Origin of the sequence: Enterococcus sp. DIV1206, from assembly GCF_051712485.1 — a bacterium.
Taxonomy (GTDB): Bacteria; Bacillota; Bacilli; order Lactobacillales; family Enterococcaceae; genus Enterococcus; species Enterococcus faecalis.
The window spans coordinates 125288-150742 of the sequence record NZ_JBIOOZ010000001.1; the positions used below are offsets into that span (position 1 = coordinate 125288).

The 25455-nt window shown below is 40.1% G+C and carries 26 protein-coding genes; 20 read left to right on the forward strand and 6 right to left on the reverse strand.

All coding sequences use genetic code 11. The features are described from left to right. Positions 1 to 6 precede the first annotated feature (6 nt). Entirely contained in the window at positions 7 to 930 is a 924-nt protein-coding gene (gene coaA, locus IGK86_RS00540) for a type I pantothenate kinase (RefSeq protein ID WP_002356160.1), read from the reverse strand. 154 nt (positions 931 to 1084) lie between these two features. Here coaA and IGK86_RS00545 point away from each other — a divergent pair, with 154 nt between their 5' ends. Beyond that, a complete protein-coding gene (locus tag IGK86_RS00545) occupies positions 1085 to 1672 on the forward strand; it encodes an SGNH/GDSL hydrolase family protein (protein ID WP_002356161.1) in 588 nt (195 codons plus the stop codon). 14 nt (positions 1673 to 1686) lie between these two features. Then, positions 1687 to 2295, forward strand: a complete 609-nt coding sequence (locus IGK86_RS00550; protein WP_016616699.1) for a class I SAM-dependent methyltransferase — start codon at positions 1687 to 1689, stop codon at positions 2293 to 2295. Between the two features lie 32 nt (positions 2296 to 2327). Here IGK86_RS00550 and add read toward each other — a convergent pair whose 3' ends face one another. Beyond that, positions 2328 to 3359 carry an adenosine deaminase gene (gene add, locus IGK86_RS00555; RefSeq protein ID WP_002356163.1) on the reverse strand — a complete coding sequence of 344 codons (1032 nt, stop codon included), beginning with the start codon at positions 3357 to 3359 and terminating at the stop codon, positions 2328 to 2330. A gap of 141 nt (positions 3360 to 3500) precedes the next feature. On the opposite strand from add, the gene IGK86_RS00560 reads away from it, so the two are divergent. The 13 genes from IGK86_RS00560 to deoD all read left to right on the forward strand — a co-directional run bounded on the left by IGK86_RS00560 (position 3501) and on the right by deoD (position 17130). Next, positions 3501 to 4508, forward strand: a complete 1008-nt coding sequence (locus IGK86_RS00560) for a substrate-binding domain-containing protein (RefSeq protein WP_002356164.1) — start codon at positions 3501 to 3503, stop codon at positions 4506 to 4508. A gap of 140 nt (positions 4509 to 4648) precedes the next feature. After that, positions 4649 to 5950 carry a pyrimidine-nucleoside phosphorylase gene (locus tag IGK86_RS00565; RefSeq protein ID WP_002356165.1) on the forward strand — a complete coding sequence of 434 codons (1302 nt, stop codon included), beginning with the start codon at positions 4649 to 4651 and terminating at the stop codon, positions 5948 to 5950. 27 nt (positions 5951 to 5977) lie between these two features. Continuing rightward, on the forward strand, positions 5978 to 6640 hold the full coding sequence (deoC, locus tag IGK86_RS00570; RefSeq protein WP_002359333.1) for a deoxyribose-phosphate aldolase: 663 nt from the start codon (positions 5978 to 5980) through the stop codon (positions 6638 to 6640). Beyond that, positions 6609 to 7073 carry a cytidine deaminase gene (locus tag IGK86_RS00575; protein WP_438741908.1) on the forward strand — a complete coding sequence of 155 codons (465 nt, stop codon included), beginning with the start codon at positions 6609 to 6611 and terminating at the stop codon, positions 7071 to 7073. The genes deoC and IGK86_RS00575 overlap by 32 nt, the downstream gene beginning before the upstream one ends. Positions 7074 to 7168: 95 nt before the next feature. Continuing rightward, the gene (locus IGK86_RS00580) at positions 7169 to 8242 is read left to right on the forward strand and encodes a BMP family lipoprotein (protein WP_438741910.1); all 1074 of its coding nucleotides are present in this window, start codon (positions 7169 to 7171) and stop codon (positions 8240 to 8242) included. Positions 8243 to 8295: 53 nt separating this feature from the next. Then, positions 8296 to 9381, forward strand: a complete 1086-nt coding sequence (locus IGK86_RS00585) for a BMP family lipoprotein (RefSeq protein ID WP_002356169.1) — start codon at positions 8296 to 8298, stop codon at positions 9379 to 9381. A gap of 205 nt (positions 9382 to 9586) precedes the next feature. Beyond that, positions 9587 to 11155, forward strand: a complete 1569-nt coding sequence (locus tag IGK86_RS00590) for an ABC transporter ATP-binding protein (protein WP_438741912.1) — start codon at positions 9587 to 9589, stop codon at positions 11153 to 11155. Beyond that, positions 11148 to 12281, forward strand: a complete 1134-nt coding sequence (locus IGK86_RS00595; protein WP_002356171.1) for an ABC transporter permease — start codon at positions 11148 to 11150, stop codon at positions 12279 to 12281. The genes IGK86_RS00590 and IGK86_RS00595 overlap by 8 nt, the downstream gene beginning before the upstream one ends. Further along, positions 12281 to 13234, forward strand: coding sequence for an ABC transporter permease (locus IGK86_RS00600; RefSeq protein WP_002356172.1), 954 nt, complete (start codon positions 12281 to 12283; stop codon positions 13232 to 13234). The genes IGK86_RS00595 and IGK86_RS00600 overlap by 1 nt, the downstream gene beginning before the upstream one ends. 274 nt (positions 13235 to 13508) lie before the next feature. Further along, on the forward strand, positions 13509 to 14102 hold the full coding sequence (locus tag IGK86_RS00605) for a TMEM175 family protein (RefSeq protein WP_002367631.1): 594 nt from the start codon (positions 13509 to 13511) through the stop codon (positions 14100 to 14102). A 301-nt stretch (positions 14103 to 14403) separates the two neighbouring features. Further along, positions 14404 to 15570 carry a phosphopentomutase gene (gene deoB, locus IGK86_RS00610; RefSeq protein WP_002356179.1) on the forward strand — a complete coding sequence of 389 codons (1167 nt, stop codon included), beginning with the start codon at positions 14404 to 14406 and terminating at the stop codon, positions 15568 to 15570. Between the two features lie 16 nt (positions 15571 to 15586). Continuing rightward, positions 15587 to 16405, forward strand: a complete 819-nt coding sequence (locus IGK86_RS00615; RefSeq protein ID WP_002356180.1) for a purine-nucleoside phosphorylase — start codon at positions 15587 to 15589, stop codon at positions 16403 to 16405. Positions 16406 to 16422: 17 nt separating this feature from the next. Beyond that, positions 16423 to 17130: a purine-nucleoside phosphorylase gene (gene deoD, locus IGK86_RS00620; protein ID WP_002356181.1), complete on the forward strand. Its 708-nt coding sequence runs from the start codon at positions 16423 to 16425 to the stop codon at positions 17128 to 17130. A 38-nt stretch (positions 17131 to 17168) separates the two neighbouring features. On the opposite strand, the gene IGK86_RS00625 is transcribed toward deoD, so the two are convergent. Beyond that, positions 17169 to 18107 carry an iron-hydroxamate ABC transporter substrate-binding protein gene (locus IGK86_RS00625; protein ID WP_002373819.1) on the reverse strand — a complete coding sequence of 313 codons (939 nt, stop codon included), beginning with the start codon at positions 18105 to 18107 and terminating at the stop codon, positions 17169 to 17171. Between the two features lie 229 nt (positions 18108 to 18336). Here IGK86_RS00625 and IGK86_RS00630 point away from each other — a divergent pair, with 229 nt between their 5' ends. The 4 genes from IGK86_RS00630 to IGK86_RS00645 all read left to right on the forward strand — a co-directional run bounded on the left by IGK86_RS00630 (position 18337) and on the right by IGK86_RS00645 (position 22467). Beyond that, positions 18337 to 19143 carry an ABC transporter ATP-binding protein gene (locus tag IGK86_RS00630; protein WP_002373821.1) on the forward strand — a complete coding sequence of 269 codons (807 nt, stop codon included), beginning with the start codon at positions 18337 to 18339 and terminating at the stop codon, positions 19141 to 19143. Then, positions 19140 to 20150: a FecCD family ABC transporter permease gene (locus tag IGK86_RS00635; RefSeq protein WP_016616703.1), complete on the forward strand. Its 1011-nt coding sequence runs from the start codon at positions 19140 to 19142 to the stop codon at positions 20148 to 20150. The genes IGK86_RS00630 and IGK86_RS00635 overlap by 4 nt, the downstream gene beginning before the upstream one ends. Beyond that, positions 20147 to 21151, forward strand: coding sequence for a FecCD family ABC transporter permease (locus IGK86_RS00640; protein ID WP_016616704.1), 1005 nt, complete (start codon positions 20147 to 20149; stop codon positions 21149 to 21151). The genes IGK86_RS00635 and IGK86_RS00640 overlap by 4 nt, the downstream gene beginning before the upstream one ends. 128 nt (positions 21152 to 21279) lie before the next feature. Then, positions 21280 to 22467: an iron-containing alcohol dehydrogenase gene (locus IGK86_RS00645; RefSeq protein ID WP_033627777.1), complete on the forward strand. Its 1188-nt coding sequence runs from the start codon at positions 21280 to 21282 to the stop codon at positions 22465 to 22467. Between the two features lie 56 nt (positions 22468 to 22523). Here IGK86_RS00645 and gpmA read toward each other — a convergent pair whose 3' ends face one another. The 3 genes from gpmA to rpiA all read right to left on the reverse strand — a co-directional run bounded on the left by gpmA (position 22524) and on the right by rpiA (position 24682). Further along, positions 22524 to 23210 carry a 2,3-diphosphoglycerate-dependent phosphoglycerate mutase gene (gene gpmA, locus IGK86_RS00650; RefSeq protein WP_002359343.1) on the reverse strand — a complete coding sequence of 229 codons (687 nt, stop codon included), beginning with the start codon at positions 23208 to 23210 and terminating at the stop codon, positions 22524 to 22526. 174 nt (positions 23211 to 23384) lie between these two features. Further along, positions 23385 to 23960 (reverse strand): recombinase family protein, encoded by a 576-nt coding sequence (locus IGK86_RS00655; protein ID WP_010713621.1) that lies wholly within the window; start codon positions 23958 to 23960, stop codon positions 23385 to 23387. Positions 23961 to 24001: 41 nt separating this feature from the next. Then, positions 24002 to 24682, reverse strand: a complete 681-nt coding sequence (gene rpiA, locus IGK86_RS00660; RefSeq protein ID WP_016616706.1) for a ribose-5-phosphate isomerase RpiA — start codon at positions 24680 to 24682, stop codon at positions 24002 to 24004. A 344-nt stretch (positions 24683 to 25026) separates the two neighbouring features. On the opposite strand from rpiA, the gene rpsL reads away from it, so the two are divergent. After that, positions 25027 to 25440, forward strand: a complete 414-nt coding sequence (rpsL, locus tag IGK86_RS00665) for a 30S ribosomal protein S12 (RefSeq protein WP_002356190.1) — start codon at positions 25027 to 25029, stop codon at positions 25438 to 25440. Positions 25441 to 25455: the final 15 nt, after the last annotated feature.

Genomic DNA, 25455 nt, shown 5'->3' on the forward strand with positions numbered 1-25455 from the left:
CAACCCTTAATATTTACGTAGATAGATTTGGTCAATCAAATGATTTTCCGTTTTATGCAAAATAATGTCCGCACGTCCGCGCGTTGGCAAGATATATTCCTCCAAGTTCGGTAAGTTCACGGTTTTCCAAACATTCCGTGCCATGGCGAAAGCATCTTCTCGTTTGCCAATTGCATATTGGTAATAATAATTATTAGGATCTAAGAAAGCCGTATCTAATAAGGCCCCAAAACGTTCTAGGTACCATTTTTCAATTAAGGCTGGATCGGCATCCACAAAAATAGAAAAATCAAAAAAATCACTCACATAAATTTGTTGATTGGCGGGTAACTGTAATGTGTTAATGCCTTCAACAATCAGAATATCTGGTTGTTGTATCAACTCATATTCGCCTTCGATAACATCGTAGACACTGTGAGAATAGACAGGTGCTTTAATTTCGTCTTTGCCGCTTTTGACTTCGTTTAAGAAATTAATTAGCTTCTCCATGTCATAACTTTCAGGAAACCCTTTTCGGTCCATAATTCCCTGTTCTTCTAACACTTTATTGGGATACAAAAATCCATCCGTTGTAATGAGTTGAACGTTTCTTCGTTTAAACGTTCGGGCCAGAATTCTTTGCAAAAGACGAGCGGTGGTGCTTTTACCAACGGCGACACTGCCGGCAATTCCAATGATGAATGGTGGTACAGAGACATATTCATGTAGGAATAATCCTTTGCTAAGTGTTAGCGATTCAAATTCTTTCATGTATAAATGAATAAGATGCGTTAAGGGTACATAAATTTCTTGTACATCTTTTAGTGAAATTTGGTCGTTCACACTTTTAATGTTATCCAATTCTGCTTCGGTTAACGGTGCTTTGCCGTCATGATAAAACCCATGCCATTCTTCTCTGGAAATTGGGTAGTAATTCATTTTATCGTCCATTGTTCCTCCACCAAACCCTGTTCAATCTTTGTACATTTTACCATAATTTCACAAGGGAAACACAGGATTTTACAAAAGAATTCCCTTCTTCGCCAATTTATGATGAAAATGGTATCATGAAAAGAGAAAACTGTTAGAAAAGAGGGGAAAAGCCATGAGAAAAATTGTATTATTTGGTGATAGCATTACTGCTGGTTATTTAGACGAAGCCGTCTCACCTGTTCTTGTTGACTTAGTGAAACGGGATATTGCTGCGATGGGTCTAGAAGAAGTGGCTGTTATTAATGCTGGAATGCCTGGCGATACAACAGAGGATGGTTTAAAACGATTAAATAAAGAAGTACTAATTGAGAAACCTGATGAAGTGGTGATTTTCTTTGGCGCCAATGATGCGTCACTGGATCGAAATATAACAGTAGCCACGTTTAGAGAAAACCTTGAAACAATGATTCACGAAATTGGTTCAGAAAAGGTGATTTTAATTACGCCACCATATGCGGATAGTGGCAGACGTCCAGAACGTCCACAGACGCGTATCAAGGAATTGGTCAAGGTTGCACAAGAAGTCGGGGCGGCACATAACTTGCCAGTTATTGATTTGTATAAAGCGATGACTGTTTATCCTGGAACGGATGAATTTTTACAAGCGGATGGTTTGCATTTTTCACAAGTGGGCTATGAATTATTAGGTGCCTTGATTGTTCGAGAAATAAAAGGTAGACTAAAACCAAAACAAGCATAGATAGGAAGAACAAAATGGCGAATCATTATTATACAGAAAATCCAGAATTAGCACATGATTTAGAAAGCTGGTCTTTTCCATTACGTGGTCGGACCTTTCAGTTTACGACCGATAGCGGGGTCTTCTCAAGAGGAACAGTGGATTATGGTTCTCGTGTGTTGATTGATGCCTTTGAATGGGAAAATTTACCAGCAGGCCGTTTGTTAGATGTTGGTTGTGGCTATGGACCAATTGGGTTGTCCTTAGCAGCGGCGACTGGTCGACTGGTGGAAATGGTGGATGTCAACCAACGGGCGGTTGGGCTAGCTCAAATGAACGCCCAACGTAACCAAATTACTACTGTGGATATCCATTCTTCCAATGTGTATGAAACCTTAAACGAAATGACCTACGCGGCGATTGTTAGCAATCCGCCCATTCGTGCAGGCAAAAAAGTTGTCCATGGCATTTTAACAGGGGCTTTTCCGTTGTTGAAAGTTGGTGGCACACTAACGGTAGTTATTCAAAAGAAACAAGGTGCACCTAGTGCAGAAAAGAAAATGGCTGAAGTATTTGGCAATGTTGAAATTGTGACAAAAGACAAAGGCTATTATATTTTACGAAGTGTTAAAGAAGCAGAGTAAAAAAGAACCTCCACTTTAGTGGAGGTTCTTTTTTAGAATAGATATGCTTGATCAATTTTTTGGTTCAACAGTTTTTTTTCGTCTGGCGATAAAAAAGCACCTGCAAGCGCATTTTTAGTGAGTTGCTTCATTTCGTCATAACTTAATTGATACCAAGTGGCCAATTTCATGAATTCTTTCGTTAACGTAGTATCTGAAACAGTGCGATTATCGGTATTGATGCAGACGGCTAAGCCAGCCTCTATAAATTGTTGAAAAGGGTATTCAGCCAATGTTTTGACGGTGCCTGTTTGGAAGTTGCTAGTTGGACACATTTCTAAAAGAACCTTTTTTTCTTTTAAGAGCGCCAAATATTCGGGTGTATCTTTCAAAGCAATACCGTGGCCAATCCGAGTAGCACCTAAAGTGACAGCATCAGCGACATTTTTGCCACAGCCGCATTCCCCAGCGTGGAGTGTTAATGGAATTGACAATTGGTTGGCTAAAGCTAATACGTCTTCAAATGTGTATGGAGGGAAATCGACTTCATTGCCAGCTAAATCAAAGCCGACAACGCCTGTCTCTCTGAAATCATGCGCTAAGTGAACGATTTTTTCTATGGCTTGTTGTTGGTCATGCCGCATGCCGCATAACAGTGCATTGCTTTTTACACCAAAATCTTCTTCGCCTTGTTTTAAGCCAGTTAAAACAGCGGTCACGATTTCAGGTAACCGTAAGCCTTTTTCTGTATGTTGCGAAGGCGCAAAACGCACCTCTATGTATGCCACGCCATCTTCGGCAGCTTGGCTAATCACGTCATACGCCGCTGCTTGCAAAGCTTCAGCTGTTTGTAGACAGGTTAGCACGAAGTCGAACCGAGTTAAATAATCATTCAAATCGGTGCATTTTTCAGGGGCAACCACTAACTCTTTCAAGGCTTGTTCGTCTTGGGGTAATGGAATGTTTTGTTTTTCAGCAATGGTGCGTAAAGTGGTTGGTCGAATCGACCCATCTAAGTGACAGTGCAGCTCGATTTTTGGTAATTGACGGACACGGGATTCTTCCATGAAAAAAATAGCCTCCATTTTCTTTTGTTTTTTAATCTTTTTAGTCTATTTCTTTTGTCTTTTTTTTGTTAAAATGTAAAAGATTCGATAAGTATTTTGAAGACTGTAACACGTCTACAAATGTCTGTCAATGCAAAAGGAGACGTTGGGAGGGGCGCGATGAAACTAACGATTAAAGAAATTGCTGATATGGCTGGTGTTTCTGTCACAACCGTCTCACAAATTCTGAATAATAAAGGGAGTCGTTTCAGTGAAAAAACCCGCAACAAGGTGTTGGCGGTAGTCGCTGAAAATCATTACAAACCAGATTACTTTGCTTCGAATGTAATCAACCGTCATTCCAAAACCATTGGTATGATTGTGCCAGATGTGACGGATTTCTTTTTCTCAAAAGTGATTGAAGGTGTAGAAACATATTTAAATTCGTTAGGCTACATGATTTTGTTATGCAATTCAAAGCATGATTCCGAGCAAGCGATGCAATATGTTAGCGAGTTGATTCATCGGTCGGTGGATGGCATTATTTTTGCCACGCCGAATGTTTTGCCAGAAAATCATATTTTAAAAGACCGACGAGAACATCCGATTCCTGTCATTCTTGTCGATCGTGGGATTAATCCACGAGATAGTGGACGATTAATCGTTAAAGAGTACGAAGGTGCTTATCAAGCGGTCCATCATTTGATTCAACAAGGGCATCAGCATATAGGTATGTTGCGCGAAAGTGCCGGCTATTATCGTTTAACGGAACGAGTGACGGCGTATCAGCATGCGTTACAGGACAACAATTTACCTTTTCGTCCGCATTATGTTTGTGCTGGGGAATTGAACTTGCATGGCGGCTATGCTGCGGCGAAAGAAGTTTTGAAAAATGAAGAAATCACAGCAATTTTTTGTGGTAATGATGAAATGGCGATGGGAGCTTATCAAGCCATTGAAGAAGCGGGCAAGAAAATTCCTGACGATATTTCGGTGGTTGGCTTTGATGGCTTGGAAATTTCCGAATATTTGGTGCCGAGTTTAACAACCGTCTATCAGCCGAGTTTTGATATTGGCTATTATGCAGCAAAATTTTTGGTGGAAGCTATTGCAGATCCAACAGGGAAAGTTCCAAATAAAGTTTTTGATGCGACGTTTATTGCTAGAAAAAGCACAAAACCGATTTAAAAAACAGCTTAGAAATAGAATGTTCGTGTTGTTTGCGTTTTCAAAAGAAAAAAATAATAGTAAACTGGTTTACTAAATGGTTTAAAGCTGAACGATTTTGTTGTATAATACATTATCGGGAAATCGGAGGGAACGAATTCATGAGAATGGTAGACATTATTGAAAAGAAACGTGACGGGCATCAACTAACAAGCGAAGAAATTCAATTTATTATCAACGGATACACAGATGGTTCAATTCCAGATTATCAGGTAAGTGCCTTTTTAATGGCTGTTTTTTACCAAGATATGACAGACGAAGAAATTACACAAATGACGTTAGCAATGGTCCATTCAGGCGAAATTGTGGATCTTTCTTCTATAGAAGGAATCAAAGTCGACAAGCATTCTACAGGTGGCGTAGGCGACACTACGACGCTTATTTTAGCGCCATTAGTTGCTAGTGTCGGGGTCAATGTAGCAAAAATGTCTGGTCGTGGCTTAGGCTACACGGGCGGTACGTTGGATAAATTAGAAGCGATTCCTGGTTTTAAAGTTGAATTGACAGAAGAACGTTTTATTCAATTGGTGAACGATACAAAAGTGGCAGTGATTGGTCAGTCAGGTGATCTAGCACCAGCAGATAAAAAACTTTATGCGTTACGTGATGTGACCGCCACTGTTGACTCAATTCCATTAATTGCAAGTTCCATTATGAGTAAAAAAATTGCCGCAGGGGCAGATGCGATTGTCTTAGACGTGACTACTGGTGAAGGGGCCTTTATGAAAGACCTAGCAAGTGCTCGTCGATTAGCGGAAACAATGGTTCGCATTGGGAAACTGGCAAATCGCCAAACGATGGCAGTAATTTCAGACATGTCACAACCTTTAGGGGAGGCTATCGGAAATAGTTTAGAAATCGTTGAAGCAATCGAGACCTTGCAAGGAAATGGGCCAGAAGATTTAGTGGAGATGTGCTATGTCTTAGGAAGTCAGATGGTTGTTTTAGCTAAAAAAGCCGAGACGTTAGACGAAGCACGGGCTTTATTAGAAGAAGCATTAACAAGCGGTCGAGCGCTCGCAAAATTTAAAGAAATGATTGAAAATCAAGGCGGCGACAGTTCCGTTGTTGACCAGCCAGAAAAATTATTAACCGCAACTTATCAATTTGATTTACCTGCCAAAGAAACAGGCGTGGTACAAAAAATCGTTGCCAATGAAATTGGCGTTGCCGCAATGTTGCTGGGCGCTGGTCGGGCTACGAAAGAAGATACGATTGATTTTGCAGTTGGCTTGAAACTTCACAAAAAAGTAGGGAGCCCAGTTGAAAAAGGCGAATCATTACTAACCATTTATGCCAATCGTGAAGACGTGACAGAAGTCGAACAATTGCTTTATAAAAACATTGAAATTGGACCAACCGGCGAAGAGCCTATTTTGATTCACGATATTATTACGGAATAAAACAAAAAGAAAAGAGGAATTCTCATCATGGAATTAAACCGCATGATTGACCACACTATTTTGAAACCAGAAGCGACAGAAGCCGCTGTCCAAAAAATTATTGATGAAGCTAAGGAGTACAACTTCTTCTCTGTATGTATCAATCCTTGTTGGGTCGCTTTTGCTAGCGAGCAATTAGCAGATACCGACGTCGCTGTGTGTACCGTTATTGGCTTTCCTTTGGGGGCAAATACACCAGAAGTTAAAGCATACGAAGCAGCTGATGCGATTAAAAATGGTGCGAATGAAGTGGATATGGTGATTAATATTGGTGCATTAAAATCACAACAATACGATCACGTACGTCAAGACATTCAAGGCGTAGTAGATGCAGCCAAAGGAAAAGCGTTAGTCAAAGTGATTATTGAAACAGCATTATTAACAGACGAAGAAAAAGTTAAAGCTTGTGAATTAGCCAAAGAAGCAGGTGCCGATTTCGTTAAAACATCTACTGGCTTCTCAACAGGCGGCGCTAAAGTAGCAGATATTCGTTTAATGCGTGAGACAGTTGGTCCTGACATGGGCGTTAAGGCTTCTGGTGGCGTGCATAATGCAGAAGAAGCGCTAGCAATGATTGAAGCGGGGGCAACACGTATCGGTGCAAGTACGGGTGTAGCAATTGTTTCTGGCGCAACTGGCGAAGGGTATTAATTCGTATTTCAAATTAAACGAAGGTGTGGCGAAAAAGATGACAGTAAAACAAGAATGGCTTGATTGTGCCGTAGAAGCATTGGCACACGCCTATGTACCGTATTCTAACTTTCCTGTGGGCTCTTGCTTAGTGACTGCAGACGGGAAAATGTATCAAGGAGTCAACATTGAAAATGCCTCCTTTGGTTTAACAAATTGTGCAGAAAGAACGGCGATTTTTAAAGCCATTTCAGAAGATGAACGGACCTTCCAACATTTAGTTGTAGCAGGTAATACAGAGGCACCCATTTCTCCATGTGGCGCTTGTCGTCAAGTAATGGCTGAATTCTTTGATCCACAAATGCCAGTCACGCTAGTTGGTAAAGATGGCGCGACTAAAACAATGACAGTTGAGGCATTATTGCCCTATTCATTTACAGATAAAGATTTTTAAAAAAAGGACATAAGGTTTCGTTGGGCTCAAAGTAGATTTCAATAGCATAAATGCGAATGAAATAATAGATAAAATAGTAGGGGGCTTTTCGGAAAGTGAAACAAGCAAAATTTTTAGGTCTAGGATTGGCGGCAGTTGCCTTAACCATTGGGTTAGCTGCATGTGGTGGCAATAGCAAAAAGAACGCCAACACAAAAGGTGATCCACAACATAGTGTCGTAATGGTCACAGATACAGCCGGCATTGATGACAAATCTTTTAACCAATCTGCGTGGGAAGGAATGCAAGAGTGGGGCAAAGAGCACAAACTTCCAGAAGGACCTCAAGGGTATGCGTATATTCAATCAAATGAAGCATCTGATTATACATCAAACATTGACCAAGCCATTTCAAGTCAATTTAAAACGATTTTTGGCATTGGCTATTTACTAAAAAATGCAGTAGTAGATGCAGCGGACGCCAACCCAGAAACGAATTTCGTTCTAATCGACGATACAGTTAATGGGAAAAACAACGTCGCTTCTGCAACATTTAGAGATAATGAATCTGCGTATTTAGCAGGTGTGGCAGCAGCTAACACTACGAAAACCAACAAAGTAGGATTTATCGGCGGGGTTGAAGGACCTGTTATTGGCCGTTTCCAAGCTGGTTTTGAAAAAGGTGTAGCAGACGCTGGCAAAAAATTAGGCAAAGATATTCAAATTACGTCTACTTATGCAGGGACATTTGCAGACGCTTCAAAAGGACGGGCCTTAGCTTCTTCTATGTATCAAGCAGGTGCCGACATTATTTATCACGCAGCGGCGACTACAGGACAAGGAATCTTCCAAGAAGCCAAAGCGCTAAATGAAACAGGTTCAAAAGATAAAGTTTGGGTGATTGGTGTTGACCGTGACCAAAACGAAGACGGTAAATATACAACCAAAGATGGCAAGGATGATAACTTAACGTTAGCTTCAACCATTAAAGGTGTAAATATTGCTGTGAAAAAAATCTCTAATCTTGCATTAGAAGATAAATTCCCTGGCGGCGAACATTTAACTTATGGATTGAAAGATGGCGGTGTTGATTTAACAACAGAAGCCCTAAGCGATCAAGCCAAAACGGCAGTTAAAGAAGCCAAAGAACAAATCATCTCTGGTGACGTAAAAGTCCCAGACCAACCTTAGAAACAACTTAGTTGTTTAAATACATTAAACTATTTTTAGGAGGCTTTACAGAAATGAAAAAAGCAAAATTATTCGGTTTTAGTTTGATTGCATTAGGTTTATCAGTTTCACTTGCAGCATGTGGTGGTGGCAAAGGGAAAACCGCTGAAAGCGGCGGTGGCAAAGGGGATGCAGCGCATAGTGCTGTAATCATTACAGATACAGGCGGCGTGGATGACAAGTCGTTCAACCAATCTTCTTGGGAAGGATTGCAAGCTTGGGGTAAAGAACATGATTTACCAGAAGGTTCAAAAGGGTATGCATATATTCAATCGAATGATGCAGCTGACTATACAACAAATATTGACCAAGCGGTATCAAGTAAATTCAACACAATCTTTGGTATTGGCTACTTGCTAAAAGATGCAATTTCTTCTGCAGCAGATGCCAACCCTGATACAAACTTTGTTTTAATCGATGATCAAATCGATGGCAAAAAGAATGTCGTTTCTGCAACATTTAGAGATAATGAAGCAGCTTACTTAGCCGGTGTTGCTGCTGCAAACGAAACAAAAACGAACAAAGTCGGTTTTGTTGGTGGTGAAGAAGGGGTCGTAATTGACCGTTTCCAAGCTGGTTTTGAAAAAGGTGTGGCTGATGCTGCGAAAGAATTAGGTAAAGAAATTACTGTTGATACAAAATATGCGGCTTCATTTGCTGATCCTGCCAAAGGGAAAGCTTTAGCTGCTGCAATGTACCAAAATGGCGTTGATATCATCTTCCATGCTTCTGGTGCGACTGGACAAGGGGTCTTCCAAGAAGCAAAAGACTTGAATGAATCAGGTTCTGGCGACAAAGTTTGGGTAATCGGTGTTGACCGCGATCAAGATGCTGATGGCAAGTACAAAACAAAAGACGGCAAAGAAGACAACTTCACGTTAACTTCAACGCTTAAAGGTGTCGGCACAGCGGTTCAAGATATTGCCAACCGTGCGTTAGAAGACAAATTCCCTGGTGGCGAACATTTAGTTTATGGATTAAAAGATGGTGGCGTTGACTTAACAGACGGCTATTTAAACGACAAAACAAAAGAAGCTGTTAAAACAGCAAAAGATAAAGTAATCTCAGGTGACGTAAAAGTCCCAGAAAAACCAGAATAATTTAAGCTCCTAAATGAAAAAAGAAGGGCTCATTATTGTTCCTTCTAAAAATGAAGTGGTCCTTGGCAGCGACGGCTGCCAAGGAAACCCTTTATGATGTTTGGATTTTTAACTAAATAGTTGAGGTTCTTCAACTACTTAGTTAAGGGTCAAAATTACCCTCTAAAGTATTGCCAATATAATTTTGTTAGGAAGTGAATAGACCTTGTCTCAAGAAGAAAACGTAATTGAGATGCGTAAAATCACCAAAGAATTTGGGATGTTCAAAGCCAACGACCAAATTGATTTACAAGTAAAACCTGGTGAAATCCACGCACTGCTAGGTGAAAATGGTGCAGGCAAGTCGACCTTGATGAATATCTTATCAGGGCTATTGGAACCGACCTCAGGTGAGATTTATATGAATGGCGAAAAAGTCAACATTACAAGTCCTACTGCAGCCAATCGTTTAGGAATCGGAATGGTCCATCAGCATTTTATGTTAGTTGAAGCCTTTACTGTGACTGAAAATATTATCTTAGGTAGTGAACCTACCCATGGCGGTATTTTAGACCGGAAAAAAGCGAAAAAAGAGATTGAAGAAGTGTCTAAGCAATACGGGTTGGATGTAAATCCCAATGCCTATATTCGCGATATTTCTGTAGGTATGCAACAACGGGTTGAAATTTTAAAGACCTTATATCGTGGTGCGAACGTTTTAATTTTTGACGAACCAACCGCAGTATTAACGCCACAAGAAATTGATGAATTAATGATTATTTTGAAAGAACTAACCGATGAAGGCAAATCGATCATTTTAATTACACATAAGTTAGATGAAATTAAAAAAGTAGCGGACCGTTGTACGGTCATTCGCCGGGGGCAAAGTATTGGCACCGTCAATGTGAAAGACGTTTCTTCGCAACAGTTAGCCGATATGATGGTGGGCCGTTCTGTTTCTTTCAAAACAGAGAAAAAACCAGCGCAACCGAAAGAAACAATTTTATCAATTAAAGATTTAGTAGTGAAAGAAAGCCGCGGCTTAGATGCGGTGAAAAATCTTAGCTTAGATGTCCGAGCAGGGGAAGTTGTTGGGATTGCGGGGATTGATGGCAATGGACAAACAGAATTAATCCAAGCCTTGGCAGGATTAACCAAAGTCGAAAACGGGTCCATTCATTTGAATGAAAAAGAGATTACTAATCGCAAACCTCGTGAAATTACGGAAATGGGTGTCGCCCACGTTCCTGAAGACCGACATAAATATGGCTTGGTATTAGAGATGACATTGGCTGAAAATATTGGCCTACAAACGTATTACCAAAAACCATACAGTTCAACAGGTATTTTAAACTATCGAATGATTAACAAACACGCCCGTGAATTAATTGAAGAATATGATGTACGGACTCCTAATGAATTAGTACCAGCTCGGGCGCTTTCAGGTGGGAATCAGCAAAAAGCGATTATTGCCCGAGAAGTTGACCGCGATCCAGATTTGTTGATTGTTTCTCAACCAACACGCGGTTTAGATGTCGGAGCTATTGAATACATTCATCGTCGACTAATTGAACAAAGAGATAAAAATAAAGCTGTTTTATTAGTAAGTTTTGAATTAGACGAAATTTTGAACGTTTCTGATCGTATCGCTGTTATTCATGCGGGGGAAATTGTCGGAATTGTTGATCCGAAAGAAACGACAGAAAATGAATTGGGCTTGTTAATGGCTGGCTACTCATTGGAAGAAGCCCGTGCTGAGTTATCAAAAGTAGAGGCAGGTGAAACTGTTGAATAATCGTTCTGAAAAAATAAGAAATATTTTAGTCCCTGTGTTATCTGTTATTATGGGTTTCCTCTTAGGGGCAATTATTATGGTTATCTTTGGCTATGACCCAGTGGCTGGGTATCAAGCGATGTTTGAAACAGCTTTCCAAGGAAAGAAAAGTATTGGTGAGATTTTTGTCACCGCAGCACCGTTGATTTTTACCGCTTTAGGATTCTCGGTGGCTAATTCGGCTGGATTCTTTAATATCGGGCTTTCTGGACAAGCCTTATGTGGTTGGGTGGCTAGTATTTGGGTCGCTTTATCCATGCCTGATGCACCCCGGATGATTGCGTTGCCGGTGGCGATTATTGTTGGCGCGGTTGCAGGAGCTTTAGCAGCAGCCATTCCAGGTTTCTTGCGTGCCTATTTTGGAACGAGTGAAGTTATTGTTACAATTATGTTGAATTATATTTTATTGTACACAGGAAATCATATTGCTAATAATGTCATGAAACCAAGTATTATGGCGAACAAAGGGATCACCAAAATGATTGGTGCGAATGCATCATTACGCTCACCGTTTTTAACAAGTATCAGTGATGGCTCTCGTTTGAACATCGGCATTTTCTTGGCCTTCATTTTCCTTATCCTTGTGTGGTTCTTGATGAAAAAAACAACGCTTGGCTTTGAAATTCGGTCGGTGGGGTTAAACCCATTTGCTTCTGAGTATGCTGGAATGAGCAGCAAGCGAACAATTATTTTATCCATGATGATTTCAGGAACGCTAGCTGGCTTAGGTGGTGCGGTCCAAGGATTGGGAACTTTCCAAAACTTCTTTATTCAAAACACATCGTTGAGCATTGGGTTCGATGGTATGGCCGTGTCTCTATTAGGAGCAGGTAGCTCAATCGGGATTTTACTTTCCGCATTACTGTTCGGGATGTTAAAACTTGGTGGACAAGGAATGCCGTTGATAGCTGGTGTACCAACCGAATTAGTTGATGTTGTTATTGCAGCGATTATTTTCTTTGTGGGAATTAGTTATTTAATTCGTTTCTTGTTAGCAAAAGCGTCTGGTAGTAAAAAAGAAGTAGCGATTGTAGAAACAATTGAAGCGGCGCCAGACAAAAACAATCAAGAGGGGGGAGACATCTAATGGATTTAGCAACAATTTCCTCAATCATCACGCAAACATTAGTGTATGCAACTCCGCTCATCTTGACAGCATTAGGCGGAACGTTCTCAGAACGAAGTGGTGTGGTTAACGTTGGTTTAGAAGGTATTATGGTAATGGGCGCTTTCAGTTCGGTCGTTTTTAACTTGACGTTTGCTGATACATTTGGCGCGGCGACACCATGGATTGCTTGTTTAGTAGGAGGCGTTGTCGGGATTGTCTTTTCTCTCTTACATGCCGTTGCAACTATTAACTTACGAGCAGATCATATTATCAGTGGTACTGTCATTAACTTGATGGCACCGGCGCTAGGGGTTTTCCTAGTAAAAGTTATTTATCAAAAAGGACAAACAGATATGATTACACAATCATTTGGTTATTTTTCTTTCCCAGGATTGTCAAAAATTCCAGTGATTGGTGAACTATTCTTTGCAAAAACCTCTTTGCCAGCTTTCGTAGCAATTTTGATTGCGATTTTAGCTTGGTTTGTCATTTATAAAACACGTTTTGGCTTACGGTTACGTTCTGTGGGGGAACATCCACAAGCGGCAGATACATTGGGAATTAATGTCTACTTAATGCGTTATTCTGGCGTCTTGCTATCCGGCTTCTTAGGCGGTATGGGCGGAGCTGTCTTTGCTCAAAGTATTGCGGGTCGTTTTGGGATTACCACAATTGCAGGACAAGGGTTTATTTCAATGGCCGCAATGATCTTTGGTAAATGGAATCCACTTGGGGCAATGGGCGCAGCCTTATTCTTTGGTTTTGCACAAAACTTAAGTATTGCTGGGGAAAACTTACCAATTATTTCAGAAATTCCAAAAGTTTATCTACAAGCAGCACCATACGTATTGACCATTTTAGTCCTAGTTGTGTTCTTCGGAAAATCATCGGGACCAAAAGCGAACGGGAAAAATTACGTCAAAACGAAATAATAAAATAAATAGGCCCTCCGTCAAAGCGACGGGGGGCCATTTCTTTTCTTAGGATAATCAGTTGAACACAAGCGACATTAGGTACTGCTTCACTGCAAAAAAGCGAGTTGATAAAGGAGACTTAACTTTTTTCCTTTGGCTGTTTTTTACAATTCGAAGGAAGTGTCGAAATTTTGAAAAAAACCAACAGGTCTAGCAGCTTTTTTTCAAAAATCGTTGGTTTTTCTGCTATACTTTTGTTTGTAGTAAGCATAGGAAAAGTGGAGGACGTTCAATGAATAAAACACGCGTAGAAGCATTTAGTGATGCAGTCATTGCCATCATCATGACCATCATGATTTTAGAAATTAAAACCCCTCAAGTGGGTGTTTTGGCAGGTTTGATAGAAAATATCCCCTATTTTTTATCGTTTATTGTCAGTTTTATTTTTATCTGTATCGCTTGGTACAATCATCATTACATAATGTCCGTAACTCATTGGTTTTCTAAAAAAGCGTTTTGGGCAAATAATTTTTGGTTATTCTCCATGGCCTTCATTCCGGTAGCAACTGCTTGGGTGAGTGAATTTTGGTGGATGCGGGCACCTGTTTATTTTTATCTTGTTGTGTATACGGTTTGGGATTTTGCCTACTTCTTGCTAACAAGGATCATTTATGAAGACAATGTAGTGAAAGATCCACAAGGTGCAGCTAAGTTAAGAAAATCGAAATCTTATAGTAAGGCAACAAAAATCATTCATCTTTGTCTTTTCGCAATCGGATATATCGGCATTTATTTTTATCCGCCCATTGGCATTGGTGTGATTTTATCAGAAGCGGTTATCTGGTATTTAAATGTGCCAAAAGAGGGAGACCGCTTGGAGTGTTAAAAGTTTCGATTGTATAAAGAGTCGTGTTCTTTTTAAAGAGCAGGCTATTCGAAAAAAACAATAAAAAAGTTTCCTAATTACGGTGGGAGACTTTTTTTCTTTCAATTTTTAAGCCCTGCTAAAATCGAAGGAATCAGTGAAAATTTTAATGCTCTTTCAGGCAATAATAGCGGATTCATGGTATAATTGAAGAGCTGAGAATAAATAGATTATTCTGTTTGATTCTCGAGACTATTTAAAAGGCTAGCGTAAAATAATTGTCATTCTTGACGTATTTACGACCTTAGAGGAGGAAGCAAGTGTGTTTAAACGTGTTCATTTAATCGTACTAGATTCAGTCGGTATTGGTGAAGCACCAGATGCTGAAAAATTTGGAGATGTCGGCAGTGATACACTGGGTCATATTGCCAAAGAAGCGGGACTAACCATTCCTCATTTAGAAAAACTTGGATTGGGAACTATTGCTCCTTTAACAGGTGTCAAAGCAGTGGCAGACCACGATGGCTATGCCACCAAATTAGAAGAAATTTCTGTTGGAAAAGATACTATGACCGGTCACTGGGAAATTATGGGCTTGAACATCAAAAAACCTTTTCGAGTATTCCCAAACGGCTTTCCTGAAGAATTACTGAAACAAATTGAAGATTTTTCTGGGCGAAAAGTTGTTTGTAACAAACCATATAGCGGGACAGCAGTCATTGATGATTACGGCGAACATCAAATGAAAACAGGGGATTTAATCGTTTATACTTCAGCGGACCCTGTTTTACAAATTGCGGCGCATGAAGACATTATTCCATTAGAAGAATTGTATAAAATTTGTCAATATGTTCGTGACATTACGAAAGACGAACCTTATATGATTGGTCGGATTATCGCTCGCCCGTATGTTGGTGAACCAGGTAATTTCACTCGAACCAGTAACCGTCATGACTATGCTTTAGATCCTTTTGGCCATACTGTTTTAGATTCGTTGAAAGAAAACGGCAATGATGTGATCGCTGTTGGGAAAATTAACGACATCTTTAATGGACAAGGAATTACTGAAGCTATCCGCACGAAGAGCAATATGGATGGGGTGGATCAATTATTAACGGTCATGAACAAAGATTTCACAGGTTTAAGTTTTACTAACTTAGTGGATTTCGATGCGCTGTATGGCCACCGTCGTGATGTAAAGGGCTATGCAAAAGCCATCGAAGATTTTGATGGTCGTTTGCCAGAGATTATGGCAGCTATGGCCGAAGATGATTTGCTTTTAATTACAGCAGATCACGGGAATGACCCAACTTTCCCAGGAACAGACCACACACGTGAATATGTACCTTTATTGGCTTATAGTAAAAAAATGACAAAACAAGGCAGCTTGCCACAAGGATTTTATTCAGATATTTCAGCAACGATTGCTGAAAACTTTGAAGTTCCTGCAACGGAAAACGGTCAAAGCTTTTTAAATCAATTACAATAATTCGAGGAGGCAACACATGACAACGTTAACGAACCATTTAAACGAAACAACTGAGTTTTTGAAAGAAAAAGGGGTGCAACAAGCAGACTTCGGTCTAATCTTAGGTTCTGGGTTAGGTGAATTAGCTAATGAAATAACCGATGCGATTGCTATTCCTTTCTCTGAAATTCCCCATTTTTCTGTTTCAACAGTCGTTGGACATGCTGGACAATTAGTTTACGGAACGCTTTCTGGAAAAAAAGTTTTGGCGATGCAAGGACGTTTTCATTATTATGAAGGACATTCGATGCAAACGGTCACTTATCCCGTTCGTGTGATGGCTGCTTTAGGCATTCATTCAATGATTGTAACCAACGCAGCTGGTGGCGTAAATGAAACATATACACCGGGGAATTTGATGTTAATCAATGACCACATTAATTTTACAGGCGATAATCCGTTAATTGGTGAAAATGATGAAGAAATCGGGCCGCGTTTTCCAGATATGAGTCATGCTTACACGCAAGAATATCGGGAAGTGGCAAAAAAAGTGGCTGCGGAACAAAATATTGATTTAAAAGAAGGCGTGTATATGGGCTTTTCTGGCCCGACATATGAAACGCCTGCAGAAATTCGGATGTCACGGACGATGGGTGCGGATGCAGTTGGCATGTCAACTGTTTCGGAGGTCATTGTAGCTGTGCATAGTGGCATGAAAGTACTAGGCATCTCTTGTATTACGAATTTAGCAGCTGGTATGCAAAGTAGCTTAAATCATGCAGAAGTAGTTGAAACAACTGAACGCGTTAAAGGACAATTCAAAGAGTTAGTGAAAGCAACACTAGCAGCTTTATAAAAAAGGAGTAAACCAGAATGAGTGTGCATATCGAAGCAAAACCAGGTGAAATTGCCGATAAAATTTTACTACCAGGGGATCCCCTCCGAGCAAAATATATTGCGGAAACTTTTTTAGAGAATCCTGTCTGCTATAATCAAGTTCGTGGGATGTTAGGTTACACAGGAACGTATAAGGGACAGCGTGTTTCGGTTCAAGGGACAGGGATGGGGATGCCTTCAGCAGGTATTTATGCCCATGAGTTAATTAACTCTTACAATGTGAAGAAGTTAATTCGTGTTGGTACGTGTGGTTCTATTTCAGAAAAAGTCAACGTTCGTGAATTAGTTATCGCACAAGCAGCAGCGACACCTTCTTCCGCGATTCGCAATGATTTTCCTAAATATGATTTTCCACAAATTGCGAGCTTTGATCTTTTACTCAAATCTTACGAAATTGCTAAAGCAAAAGGCTTTACTACCCATGTTGGTAACGTATTGTCAGATGATGTTTTTTACAAAGATAGCTTAGATGATGTCTTTCGTTTAGGTCGATACGGGGTATTAGCGATTGAAATGGAAGCGGCAATGTTATATTATTTAGCAGCAAAATTTGATGTAGAAGCATTGGCGATTATGACGGTGAGTGATAGCTTGGTGACAGGCGAAGAAACAACGGCAGAAGAACGCCAAACGACGTTTAATGAAATGATTGAAGTTGGTTTAGAAACGGCAATTGCTAATTAAAAAATGCTTGGATGATTATTTTCATCCAAGCATTTTTTTTAATTTAAGAGCGCTTTTTTTACATCTTCAACAATTTGAGTATTCGCAATAGGTCCGTTGTATAACCAACTACTTTTTTTATCATAGGTATGAACTTGGTTATTTTTCACAGCAGGTAAGTTCTTCCAAATTGCTTCTTGGAAAAGAGGTGCTGATTCATCACTGTTTACAAGGAAAATGTGGTCTGCGTCAAGCTCAGCTAATTTTTCTAAAGAAACTTGATTCCAATCCGCAGTAGCATTTTTAGAAATTTCTTCCACTAATTTTGGAACTTGGAGGCCTAAGTCCTGATAGAGCACGGTTCCGCTTGAGCGATTATCGCTAACCATAAAGACTTGGTTGTTGGTTACCCATAAGACTGCCGCAGATTTGCCAGCATCTTTTTTGCCAAGGTCTTCTTGGACGCCTTTGGTTAAGGTATCATAATCTTCTAACACTTTTTTCGCTTGTTCTTTTTTATCTAAAACAGTGGCAATATCTTCCAATTGATCACGCCAGGTGACATTTTCGCCGTTTTTGACTACATAAGTTGGCGCAATTTTACTGTATTCTTTGTATTTACCGCCTTCAACTAGAGCAGATGAACTGATTAATAATAAGTCAGGTTCAAATTTTAGAACCGCTTCATATGGCAAGTCATAGGAAATAGTGGGGATATCTTTCAATTCTTTCGCTAAATAATCTTGAATGCTGCCTTGTCCAACTGTCCATTGTGCCACTGGTTTTTCTCCTAGTGCAACTAGATAATCTTCTAAATAGCTCGCAATAATCCGTTTGGGTTTCGCGGGGACGGTTACTTTATTGCCTAAGGTATCTGTTACTTCATGTGTTTTGTCAGCGTTATTGGCTTCTTTATTCGTATTACCACAAGCTCCGAGTAAGAATGAACCAAGAAGAAGGGTGGTACCAATTAGGACCGTCTTTTTTAAAAGTTTCATTGTGTAACTCCTTTATTTTTAGTTGATAACGATTCTCATTATCAATTAAAAACGACCGTTTGTCAATCATCGCTTGTTTTTTTGAGCAAATAAGTTGCATTTTTAGATAATTCGTTTTTTTGATTGGAAGAAACATTGCTTTTTAAGGAAGGGTCTTTTATAATCAAGGAACAATGAGTGAGAACGATTCTCAATAAATGTAAAATAACGACAGAAAAATTAAAGAGGAATGGTTATGAATTATTTAGAGGCAGAGGACTTAACTACAGGATATGGTCGTCAAGTGATTAGTGAAGCGCTGAACTGTTCATTTGAAGCGGGAACTATTACAAGTATTATTGGACCAAATGGTTGTGGCAAATCGACCTTGTTAAAAACACTTGCGCGTATTTTGCCAGCTGAGAAAGGCAAGGTGTTCATTAAGAACCAAGAACTTCAACATTTTTCTTCAAAAGAAGTGGCGCAAGAACTAGCGATCTTATCACAAACGCCAGAAAATACAATCGATTTATCTGTTTTTGACCTCGTCTCTTTCGGGCGATATCCTTATCAATCGGGCTGGAAAAGTGTCACCAAAGAAGATCAAGAGTACATACAATGGGCATTAGAATTAACAGGCTTAACTGAGTTAGCTAGAGAGTCTGTGGCAATTTTATCAGGTGGACAACGTCAACGGGTTTGGATTGCTATGGCGCTAGTGCAGGATACAGATATTTTAATTTTAGATGAACCGACCACCTATTTGGATCCAGCGCATCAGCTAGAAATTTTAAATGTGTTAAAACGAATTAATCAAGAACATCAAAAAACTATCGTGATGACGATTCATGATATTAATTTAGCTTCTCGTTTTTCTGATCGCGTGATTGCGATGAAAGAGGGAAAGATTATCAATGAAGGAACACCGCAAGAAGTGATTACTGTTACTGGCTTAGCAGATGTTTTCGCTATTCAAGCAGAAATTAGTTACCATAGTCAGACACAGCGGCCACTAGTGCTTTCTTATGAGTTGATGGAAATGGAGCTGGATGGATGAAAGGCATAAGCGGATTTTATAGACACCAATGGCAAGTGTTACTTGTCTGTCTTTTTTTGCTACTGGGGACAATGCTTCTGTCGCTGATGTTTGGTGCGACGTCGGTTTCGATTCAAACGATTATTGAATCATTTACGCACTTCGATGCGACCAATCAAGCGCATCAAGTCATCCAAACGGTTCGGTTGCCGCGGATTTTAGGGGCCGCTTTTGTGGGGGCAAGTTTAGCGGTGAGTGGGGCGTTAACGCAAGGGATTACGCAAAACCCATTGGCAGATTCTGGCTTGCTGGGTATCAATGCTGGGGCTGGCTTGGGCTTAGCGCTTGTTTTTGCTTTCCTCCCTCAGGCAAGTTATTGGTGGCTTTTAGTTGTTTCTTTTCTTGGTGCTGGCGTGAGTGTGGCACTGATTTATTATCTTTCTAATCATTCAATTCGAGGAGCAAGCCCCATGCGTCTGACCTTGGTGGGAGCTGGTATTAGTGCCCTTTTTTTATCATTTAGTCAATTCTTAGCCATTCAGTTCAATTTGAGTCAAGAGTTAACGTTTTGGTTTCTTGGCGGTGTCAGCGTTATTTCTTGGGCACAATTAAAAATAGTCGTCCCGATCTTTCTGGGCGCATTTGCATTAGCAGTTCTGATTAGTCCGTCGATGACTATTTTACGGTTTGGCGATGATGCAACAATTGGTTTGGGGCGAAATCCGCAGCGTATTCGGTTGTTTGCCAGTATAACGATTTTGCTTTTATCAGGATTGTCTGTGGCGCTGGTTGGCTCGGTCAGTTTTGTTGGTTTGGTGGTGCCTCATGTGATGCGAACAGTTTCTGGAGAAAATTACCGTCGCTTGATTCCGTTCTCGGCGTTAGGCGGTGCGCTCCTCGTTTTGGTGGCAGATTTAATCGCTCGAATGGTGAATCCGCCTTTTGAAACACCATTTGGGATTATCACGGCCTTAATTGGCATCCCATTCTTTCTTTATTTATTTCGTAAAGGAGGGCAACTAGGATGACACAGAAAAAAGTGTCCCGTTGGGTGGCTGTCTTAATAGTTGGGATTATCCTAACTGCTTGTATCAGTTTAACGCAAGGGGAATTATCTGTTTCCGTCATGGATTTAAAAGCCCTTCTTTTGGGACAGGGAAGTCAGGCCAAACAACTGTTAGTTTGGGATTTTCGGTTACCACGGATTGTGCTAGCGGTCCTTGCGGGCGCAGCTTTAGGCTTAAGCGGCGCTATTCTTCAAGGGATTACTCGGAATCCGTTAGCAGATACTGGGATTTTAGGCATTAATGCGGGTGCGGGTTTGGCAGTGATTTTGTTTATTAGTTTTGTTGAGACGACAAGTATCACAACGTTTGCACTTCCGCTCGTGGCCTTAGTTGGCGGCTTGCTAGCGGCTGTTGGGATTTTAGTAATCGCGTATCATCATCGTTTAGGATTGACGCCAGTTCGAATGGTCTTAGCGGGTGTCATTTTGAGTACGGGTATTTCAGCACTCACCTTATTAATTACATCAAAAATTGACACTGAAAAGTACCGTTTTGTTACAATGTGGCAAGCAGGCAGTATCTGGGGTAGTAATTGGTTCTTTGTGGGCGCTTTGTTGCCTTGGCTAGTCATCGGGTTCTTTTTTGCGATGAAGCGTCATCGTCTGTTGGATATTTTACAATTGGGGGACGAAACAGCTATTTCTGTAGGTGTTGCTGTGAAAAAAGAACGAATCGTTTCGTTGCTGTTAGCGGTGATGTTGGCGGCATCAGCGATTTCCGTTACAGGGGGAATTAATTTTTTAGGTTTACTTGCGCCACATATTGCTCGCAAATGTGGTTTTACGCAACAAAAACAGGTATTGCCATTGGCGGCGTTGTTTGGGAGTTTACTTTTGTTGGTTAGTGATACGATTGGTCGGCTATTGCCTGGCAATGGAGAAATGCCTGCAGGGATTATTGTTGCGATCATCGGTGCGCCTTATTTTCTTTATTTGTTAATCAAAACAAGCGATTCGTTATAAAAAAGAATCAAAAGCTGGGTCAATTGGTCGTTGTGAAAGCAACTGTCATTTGCTCGGCTTTTTGATTGGCGGATTTTTGAAAAAATAGTATGATAAATGCGTAAGAGCATTGAATGGAGGATGAAAGAATGGAAAACTTTAATTTTTATGTACCAACAGACATCCGTTTTGGGAAAGATCGTTTAGACGAATTACCTGCTGTGTTAGATCAATTTGGCAAAAATGTCTTACTTGTTTATGGTGGCGGTAGTATCAAACGTAATGGCTTGTACCAACAAATTACTGATTTGGCCCAAAAAAACGGGCATACATTGATTGAGTTGAGCGGTGTCGAACCAAACCCGCGCATTGAAACCGTTAGAAAAGGAATTGAGTTGTGTAAAGAAAACCAAGTCGATGTTATTTTAGCAGTTGGCGGTGGTTCAACCATTGACTGTTCCAAAGCAATAGCTGCGGGCTTTTATTCGGAAGAAGATATCTGGACAGTCATTGCAGCCAGAAAAGGGTATACAGGTCCTGCTTTACCAATCGTGACCATCTTGACTTTAGCAGCGACAGGTAGTGAAATGAACGCAGGTGCTGTCATTTCTAACTTAGAAACCAATCAAAAATTAGGCTTTGGTGGTCCGAATATGATTCCAAAAGTTTCGTTCTTGGATCCAACGAATACTTTTACGGTTCCTCAAAATCAAACAGCAGCTGGCTCAGCGGATATTTTCAGTCATTTGATTGAAAACTATTTTAGTATTTCGACAGGCACGGACGTCCAAGATTTTGTGTCAGAAGGCTTAATGCGAACGGTTATCAAAAATTGTCCTATTGCTTTAGAAAATCCAGAAGATTATGATGCACGTGCTAATTTAATGTGGGCAAGCAGTTTAGCCTTAAATGGTTTAACAGGGCGCGGCAAACAAGGTGTTTGGTCTTGTCACCCAATGGAACATGAATTAAGTGCGTTTTATGACATTACGCATGGGATTGGCTTAGCAATTTTAACGCCTCGTTGGATGAATTACGTTTTGTCTGAACAAACCGTAGGCAAGTTTGCGCAATTTGCTCGAAATGTTTGGGGAATAGTCGAACAAGAAGAGGAAGTAGCAGCGAAAAAAGGTATTCAAGCATTATATGATTACTTTGTGGCTTGTGGCATTCCAATGACATTACCAGAAGTTGGCATCGAAGCAGATAAATTTGAAGAAATGGCACAACAAGCTGTGGACCATAGTGCAATTGCCGAAAAGGCTTATATACCATTGGATGTAGCGGACATAGTAGCGATTTATAAAGATTGTTTAACCGAAAGTCAATTTATTTAATCCATAAAAAAGCGGTTTGCCAAGGCAAACCGCTTTTGTTAATAAGAAACAAGTTCTTATAAGTAGTATTTTTCTTTCACAGTTAAATCATCGTTTAATTCATAAACTAATGGTTTACCTGTTGGGATTTCAAGATCCATAATATCTTCATCAGAAATGCCTTCGATGTGTTTAGCTAAAGCACGTAATGAATTACCATGAGCCGCTACTAAGACAGTTTTGTTGTCTTTTAAAGCTGGCGCAATTTCATCTTGCCAGAATGGTAATGCACGTTCCAAAGTAACTTTCAAGTTTTCGCCACCAGGAATATCGCGTTGGTCTAACATTGCATAACGACGGTCGTTTGCTGCAGAACCTTCATCTGTTGCTTCCATTAATGGAGGAAGAGTATCGTAAGAACGACGCCAGATGTGGACTTGTTCGTCTCCGTATTTTTCAGCAGTTTCTTTTTTGTTTAGTCCTTGTAATTTACCATAGTGACGTTCGTTTAAGCGCCAAGATTTGATTTGAGGTACCCATAATTGATCTGAGTATTCTAGTAAATAGTTACAAGTTTTGATGGCACGAGTTAAAACAGAAGTATAAGCAACGTCGAATTCGATGCCTGCTTCTTTAATTTTACGGCCGCCTTCTTTTGCTTCTTCAACACCTTCAGGTGCTAAATCTACGTCAGCCCATCCAGTAAATTGGTTTAAGGCATTCCATTCGCTAAGTCCATGACGAGAAAAAACTAATTTTGGCATGTATAAGCTCTCCTTTGAGTTTAGTTTTCTGAAAATAAGATTTCCACGTTTATTGTACACCGTTTTGCGCAAGATTTCCAATGGAAAATAGTAAAAAAACGTGAAAGTTGCTGAAAAATTAGAGTGAAATCGAATCAAAAAAGAAGCCCCATCTGAAGGACTTCTTTTTTATTCTTAGGAATACAGCCGCTCGACATCTGTCTCAGGTAAATTGATGTACTTATAACAAGTGCCCACCGAAACGCCGCATTTATTAGAAATAAATTGGATTGTTTCTTTGTTTTCATAATATAATGCACGGATTTTGCGGACGGTACGTCCATCAATTTTTGGACGTCCACCTACTTTTCCGTTTTCACGAGCTTTGTGGAGCCCAACGAGTGTTCGTTCTTTAATTAGTGCACATTCCATCGCAGATAAGCTCTCCATTAATTGGAAATAGGCTTCACCTGTTGGAAGGTGAGTATCAATTCCTTCTGAAATGCTGACAAAATCAACTTGTTTTTTCTTTAACATTTTCATAAAGTCTGTTAATTGGCGGGTTGTTTTACCTAAATGGTGCAATTTACAAACAATAAGTGTATCCCCAGCAGAAAGAAGTTTTTCGACTTCGTCTAAGACACTGATCTCCGCTTGAGGATCAAATGTCTCTTGGAAAATATCATCACAACCAAACGATTGGAGAGTGGTTAGTTGATTTTTTAAATCGTCTTCAATAATAGTTGTGCGTGCATAACCAATTCGTTTCATATATTATCCTTCCTATATAAATAATCTTTTTTCACACATTCTTAACGTGCGGGAACATGTAAGGTTTTCGGTCCAGCTTCATAACCGACGATTACCATAGAAACCATATTTAAAAATAAGCCGTGTTCAACGACGCCAACCAAGTTGTCTAAATAAGAACCTAAAGCTTCTGGATCTGTAATTTTTTCTAAATGCAAATCGATGATATGGTGGCCTCCATCTGTTATTAATGTTTCGCCAGCAGCGTTTAAACGAAGTGTTGGGTGATAGCCTTTTTCTTCAAATAAATGCACTAGTTGGCGGCTGCCATAAGGAACAACCTCAACTGGAAGTGGGAAAGCTCCTAAATCGTCCACCATTTTTGATTTATCCACAATCCAAATACATTTCTTTGAATAAGTGGCCACAATTTTTTCAAAAAGTAAGGCAGCCCCACCGCCTTTGATTCCTTGAAAATCAGCGCTGATTTCATCGGCGCCATCAATCGTAAGATCCACATACGGAACCTCATCAATACTTTTTAAAGGAATGCCCAAGGCCAAGGCTTGTTTCTCTGTTTCTTTTGAAGTAGTAACCCCCACGATTGACAATCCTTCTTCTTTTATGCGACGACCAATTTCGTCTACCATAAATTTTGCTGTTGAGCCAGTACCCAAACCGACAATCATGCCGTCTTCTACATATTTTGCAGCTTCGATTCCTACCATTTGTTTCAGATTCATCGCTGTTTTCCGCCCCCTTCAATAGTCAAAGATATTGTACCGTTAATTAACTAAAAAAGATAGAAAGTTTTTGAAAAAGTCATAAAAATTTTTAAAGGAAAAGTGCGTTTAAATAGAAGGAAAAGCTTTTTTTCGAAAGGCGAAAGAAGAGGGTTGACAGCTGATACTTATCGTGGTATCCTAACAAAGGTGCTTTATCTACAGGTTCCTTATAGGGACGTGCTGACTGTCTATCAAAGCATATTTGATAAAGAGTGCAGAGATTGCATTATTTTTTATCGCGAAAAAAGAACCACCTGGATGTGTGGAACTAGAAGCGAAGTAAGGAAGGAGGAGAACAAGGAATGCCTACAATTAACCAATTAGTACGTAAACCTCGTAAATCTAAAGTAGAAAAATCTGATTCACCAGCCTTAAACAAAGGATATAACAGTTTTAAGAAAACTCAAACAAACGTTAACTCTCCGCAAAAACGTGGAGTTTGTACACGTGTGGGTACGATGACACCTAAAAAACCGAACTCAGCTTTACGTAAATATGCCCGTGTTCGTTTGTCAAACTTAATCGAAGTTACAGCTTATATCCCAGGTATCGGTCACAACTTACAAGAACACAGCGTGGTATTATTACGTGGTGGACGTGTAAAAGACTTACCAGGGGTACGTTACCATATCGTTCGTGGTGCGCTTGATACTGCCGGTGTTAACGACCGTAAACAAAGCCGCTCTAAATACGGTACAAAACGTCCTAAAGCTTAATTATAATAAGACAAT

Coding starts and splice junctions, on each gene's coding strand:
- rpiA (WP_016616706.1), bottom strand. CDS start 24,682: ATGAATCTGAAACAAATGGTAGGAATCGAAGCTGCAAAATATGTAGAA.
- deoC (WP_002359333.1), top strand. CDS start 5,978: ATGGAATTAAACCGCATGATTGACCACACTATTTTGAAACCAGAAGCG.
- IGK86_RS00615 (WP_002356180.1), top strand. CDS start 15,587: ATGACAACGTTAACGAACCATTTAAACGAAACAACTGAGTTTTTGAAA.
- IGK86_RS00600 (WP_002356172.1), top strand. CDS start 12,281: ATGGATTTAGCAACAATTTCCTCAATCATCACGCAAACATTAGTGTAT.
- IGK86_RS00640 (WP_016616704.1), top strand. CDS start 20,147: ATGACACAGAAAAAAGTGTCCCGTTGGGTGGCTGTCTTAATAGTTGGG.
- deoD (WP_002356181.1), top strand. CDS start 16,423: ATGAGTGTGCATATCGAAGCAAAACCAGGTGAAATTGCCGATAAAATT.
- IGK86_RS00605 (WP_002367631.1), top strand. CDS start 13,509: ATGAATAAAACACGCGTAGAAGCATTTAGTGATGCAGTCATTGCCATC.
- IGK86_RS00645 (WP_033627777.1), top strand. CDS start 21,280: ATGGAAAACTTTAATTTTTATGTACCAACAGACATCCGTTTTGGGAAA.
- gpmA (WP_002359343.1), bottom strand. CDS start 23,210: ATGCCAAAATTAGTTTTTTCTCGTCATGGACTTAGCGAATGGAATGCC.
- rpsL (WP_002356190.1), top strand. CDS start 25,027: ATGCCTACAATTAACCAATTAGTACGTAAACCTCGTAAATCTAAAGTA.
- IGK86_RS00550 (WP_016616699.1), top strand. CDS start 1,687: ATGGCGAATCATTATTATACAGAAAATCCAGAATTAGCACATGATTTA.
- IGK86_RS00545 (WP_002356161.1), top strand. CDS start 1,085: ATGAGAAAAATTGTATTATTTGGTGATAGCATTACTGCTGGTTATTTA.
- IGK86_RS00635 (WP_016616703.1), top strand. CDS start 19,140: ATGAAAGGCATAAGCGGATTTTATAGACACCAATGGCAAGTGTTACTT.
- IGK86_RS00655 (WP_010713621.1), bottom strand. CDS start 23,960: ATGAAACGAATTGGTTATGCACGCACAACTATTATTGAAGACGATTTA.
- IGK86_RS00585 (WP_002356169.1), top strand. CDS start 8,296: ATGAAAAAAGCAAAATTATTCGGTTTTAGTTTGATTGCATTAGGTTTA.
- add (WP_002356163.1), bottom strand. CDS start 3,359: ATGGAGGCTATTTTTTTCATGGAAGAATCCCGTGTCCGTCAATTACCA.
- IGK86_RS00625 (WP_002373819.1), bottom strand. CDS start 18,107: ATGAAACTTTTAAAAAAGACGGTCCTAATTGGTACCACCCTTCTTCTT.
- IGK86_RS00560 (WP_002356164.1), top strand. CDS start 3,501: ATGAAACTAACGATTAAAGAAATTGCTGATATGGCTGGTGTTTCTGTC.
- coaA (WP_002356160.1), bottom strand. CDS start 930: ATGGACGATAAAATGAATTACTACCCAATTTCCAGAGAAGAATGGCAT.
- IGK86_RS00565 (WP_002356165.1), top strand. CDS start 4,649: ATGAGAATGGTAGACATTATTGAAAAGAAACGTGACGGGCATCAACTA.
- IGK86_RS00630 (WP_002373821.1), top strand. CDS start 18,337: ATGGTTATGAATTATTTAGAGGCAGAGGACTTAACTACAGGATATGGT.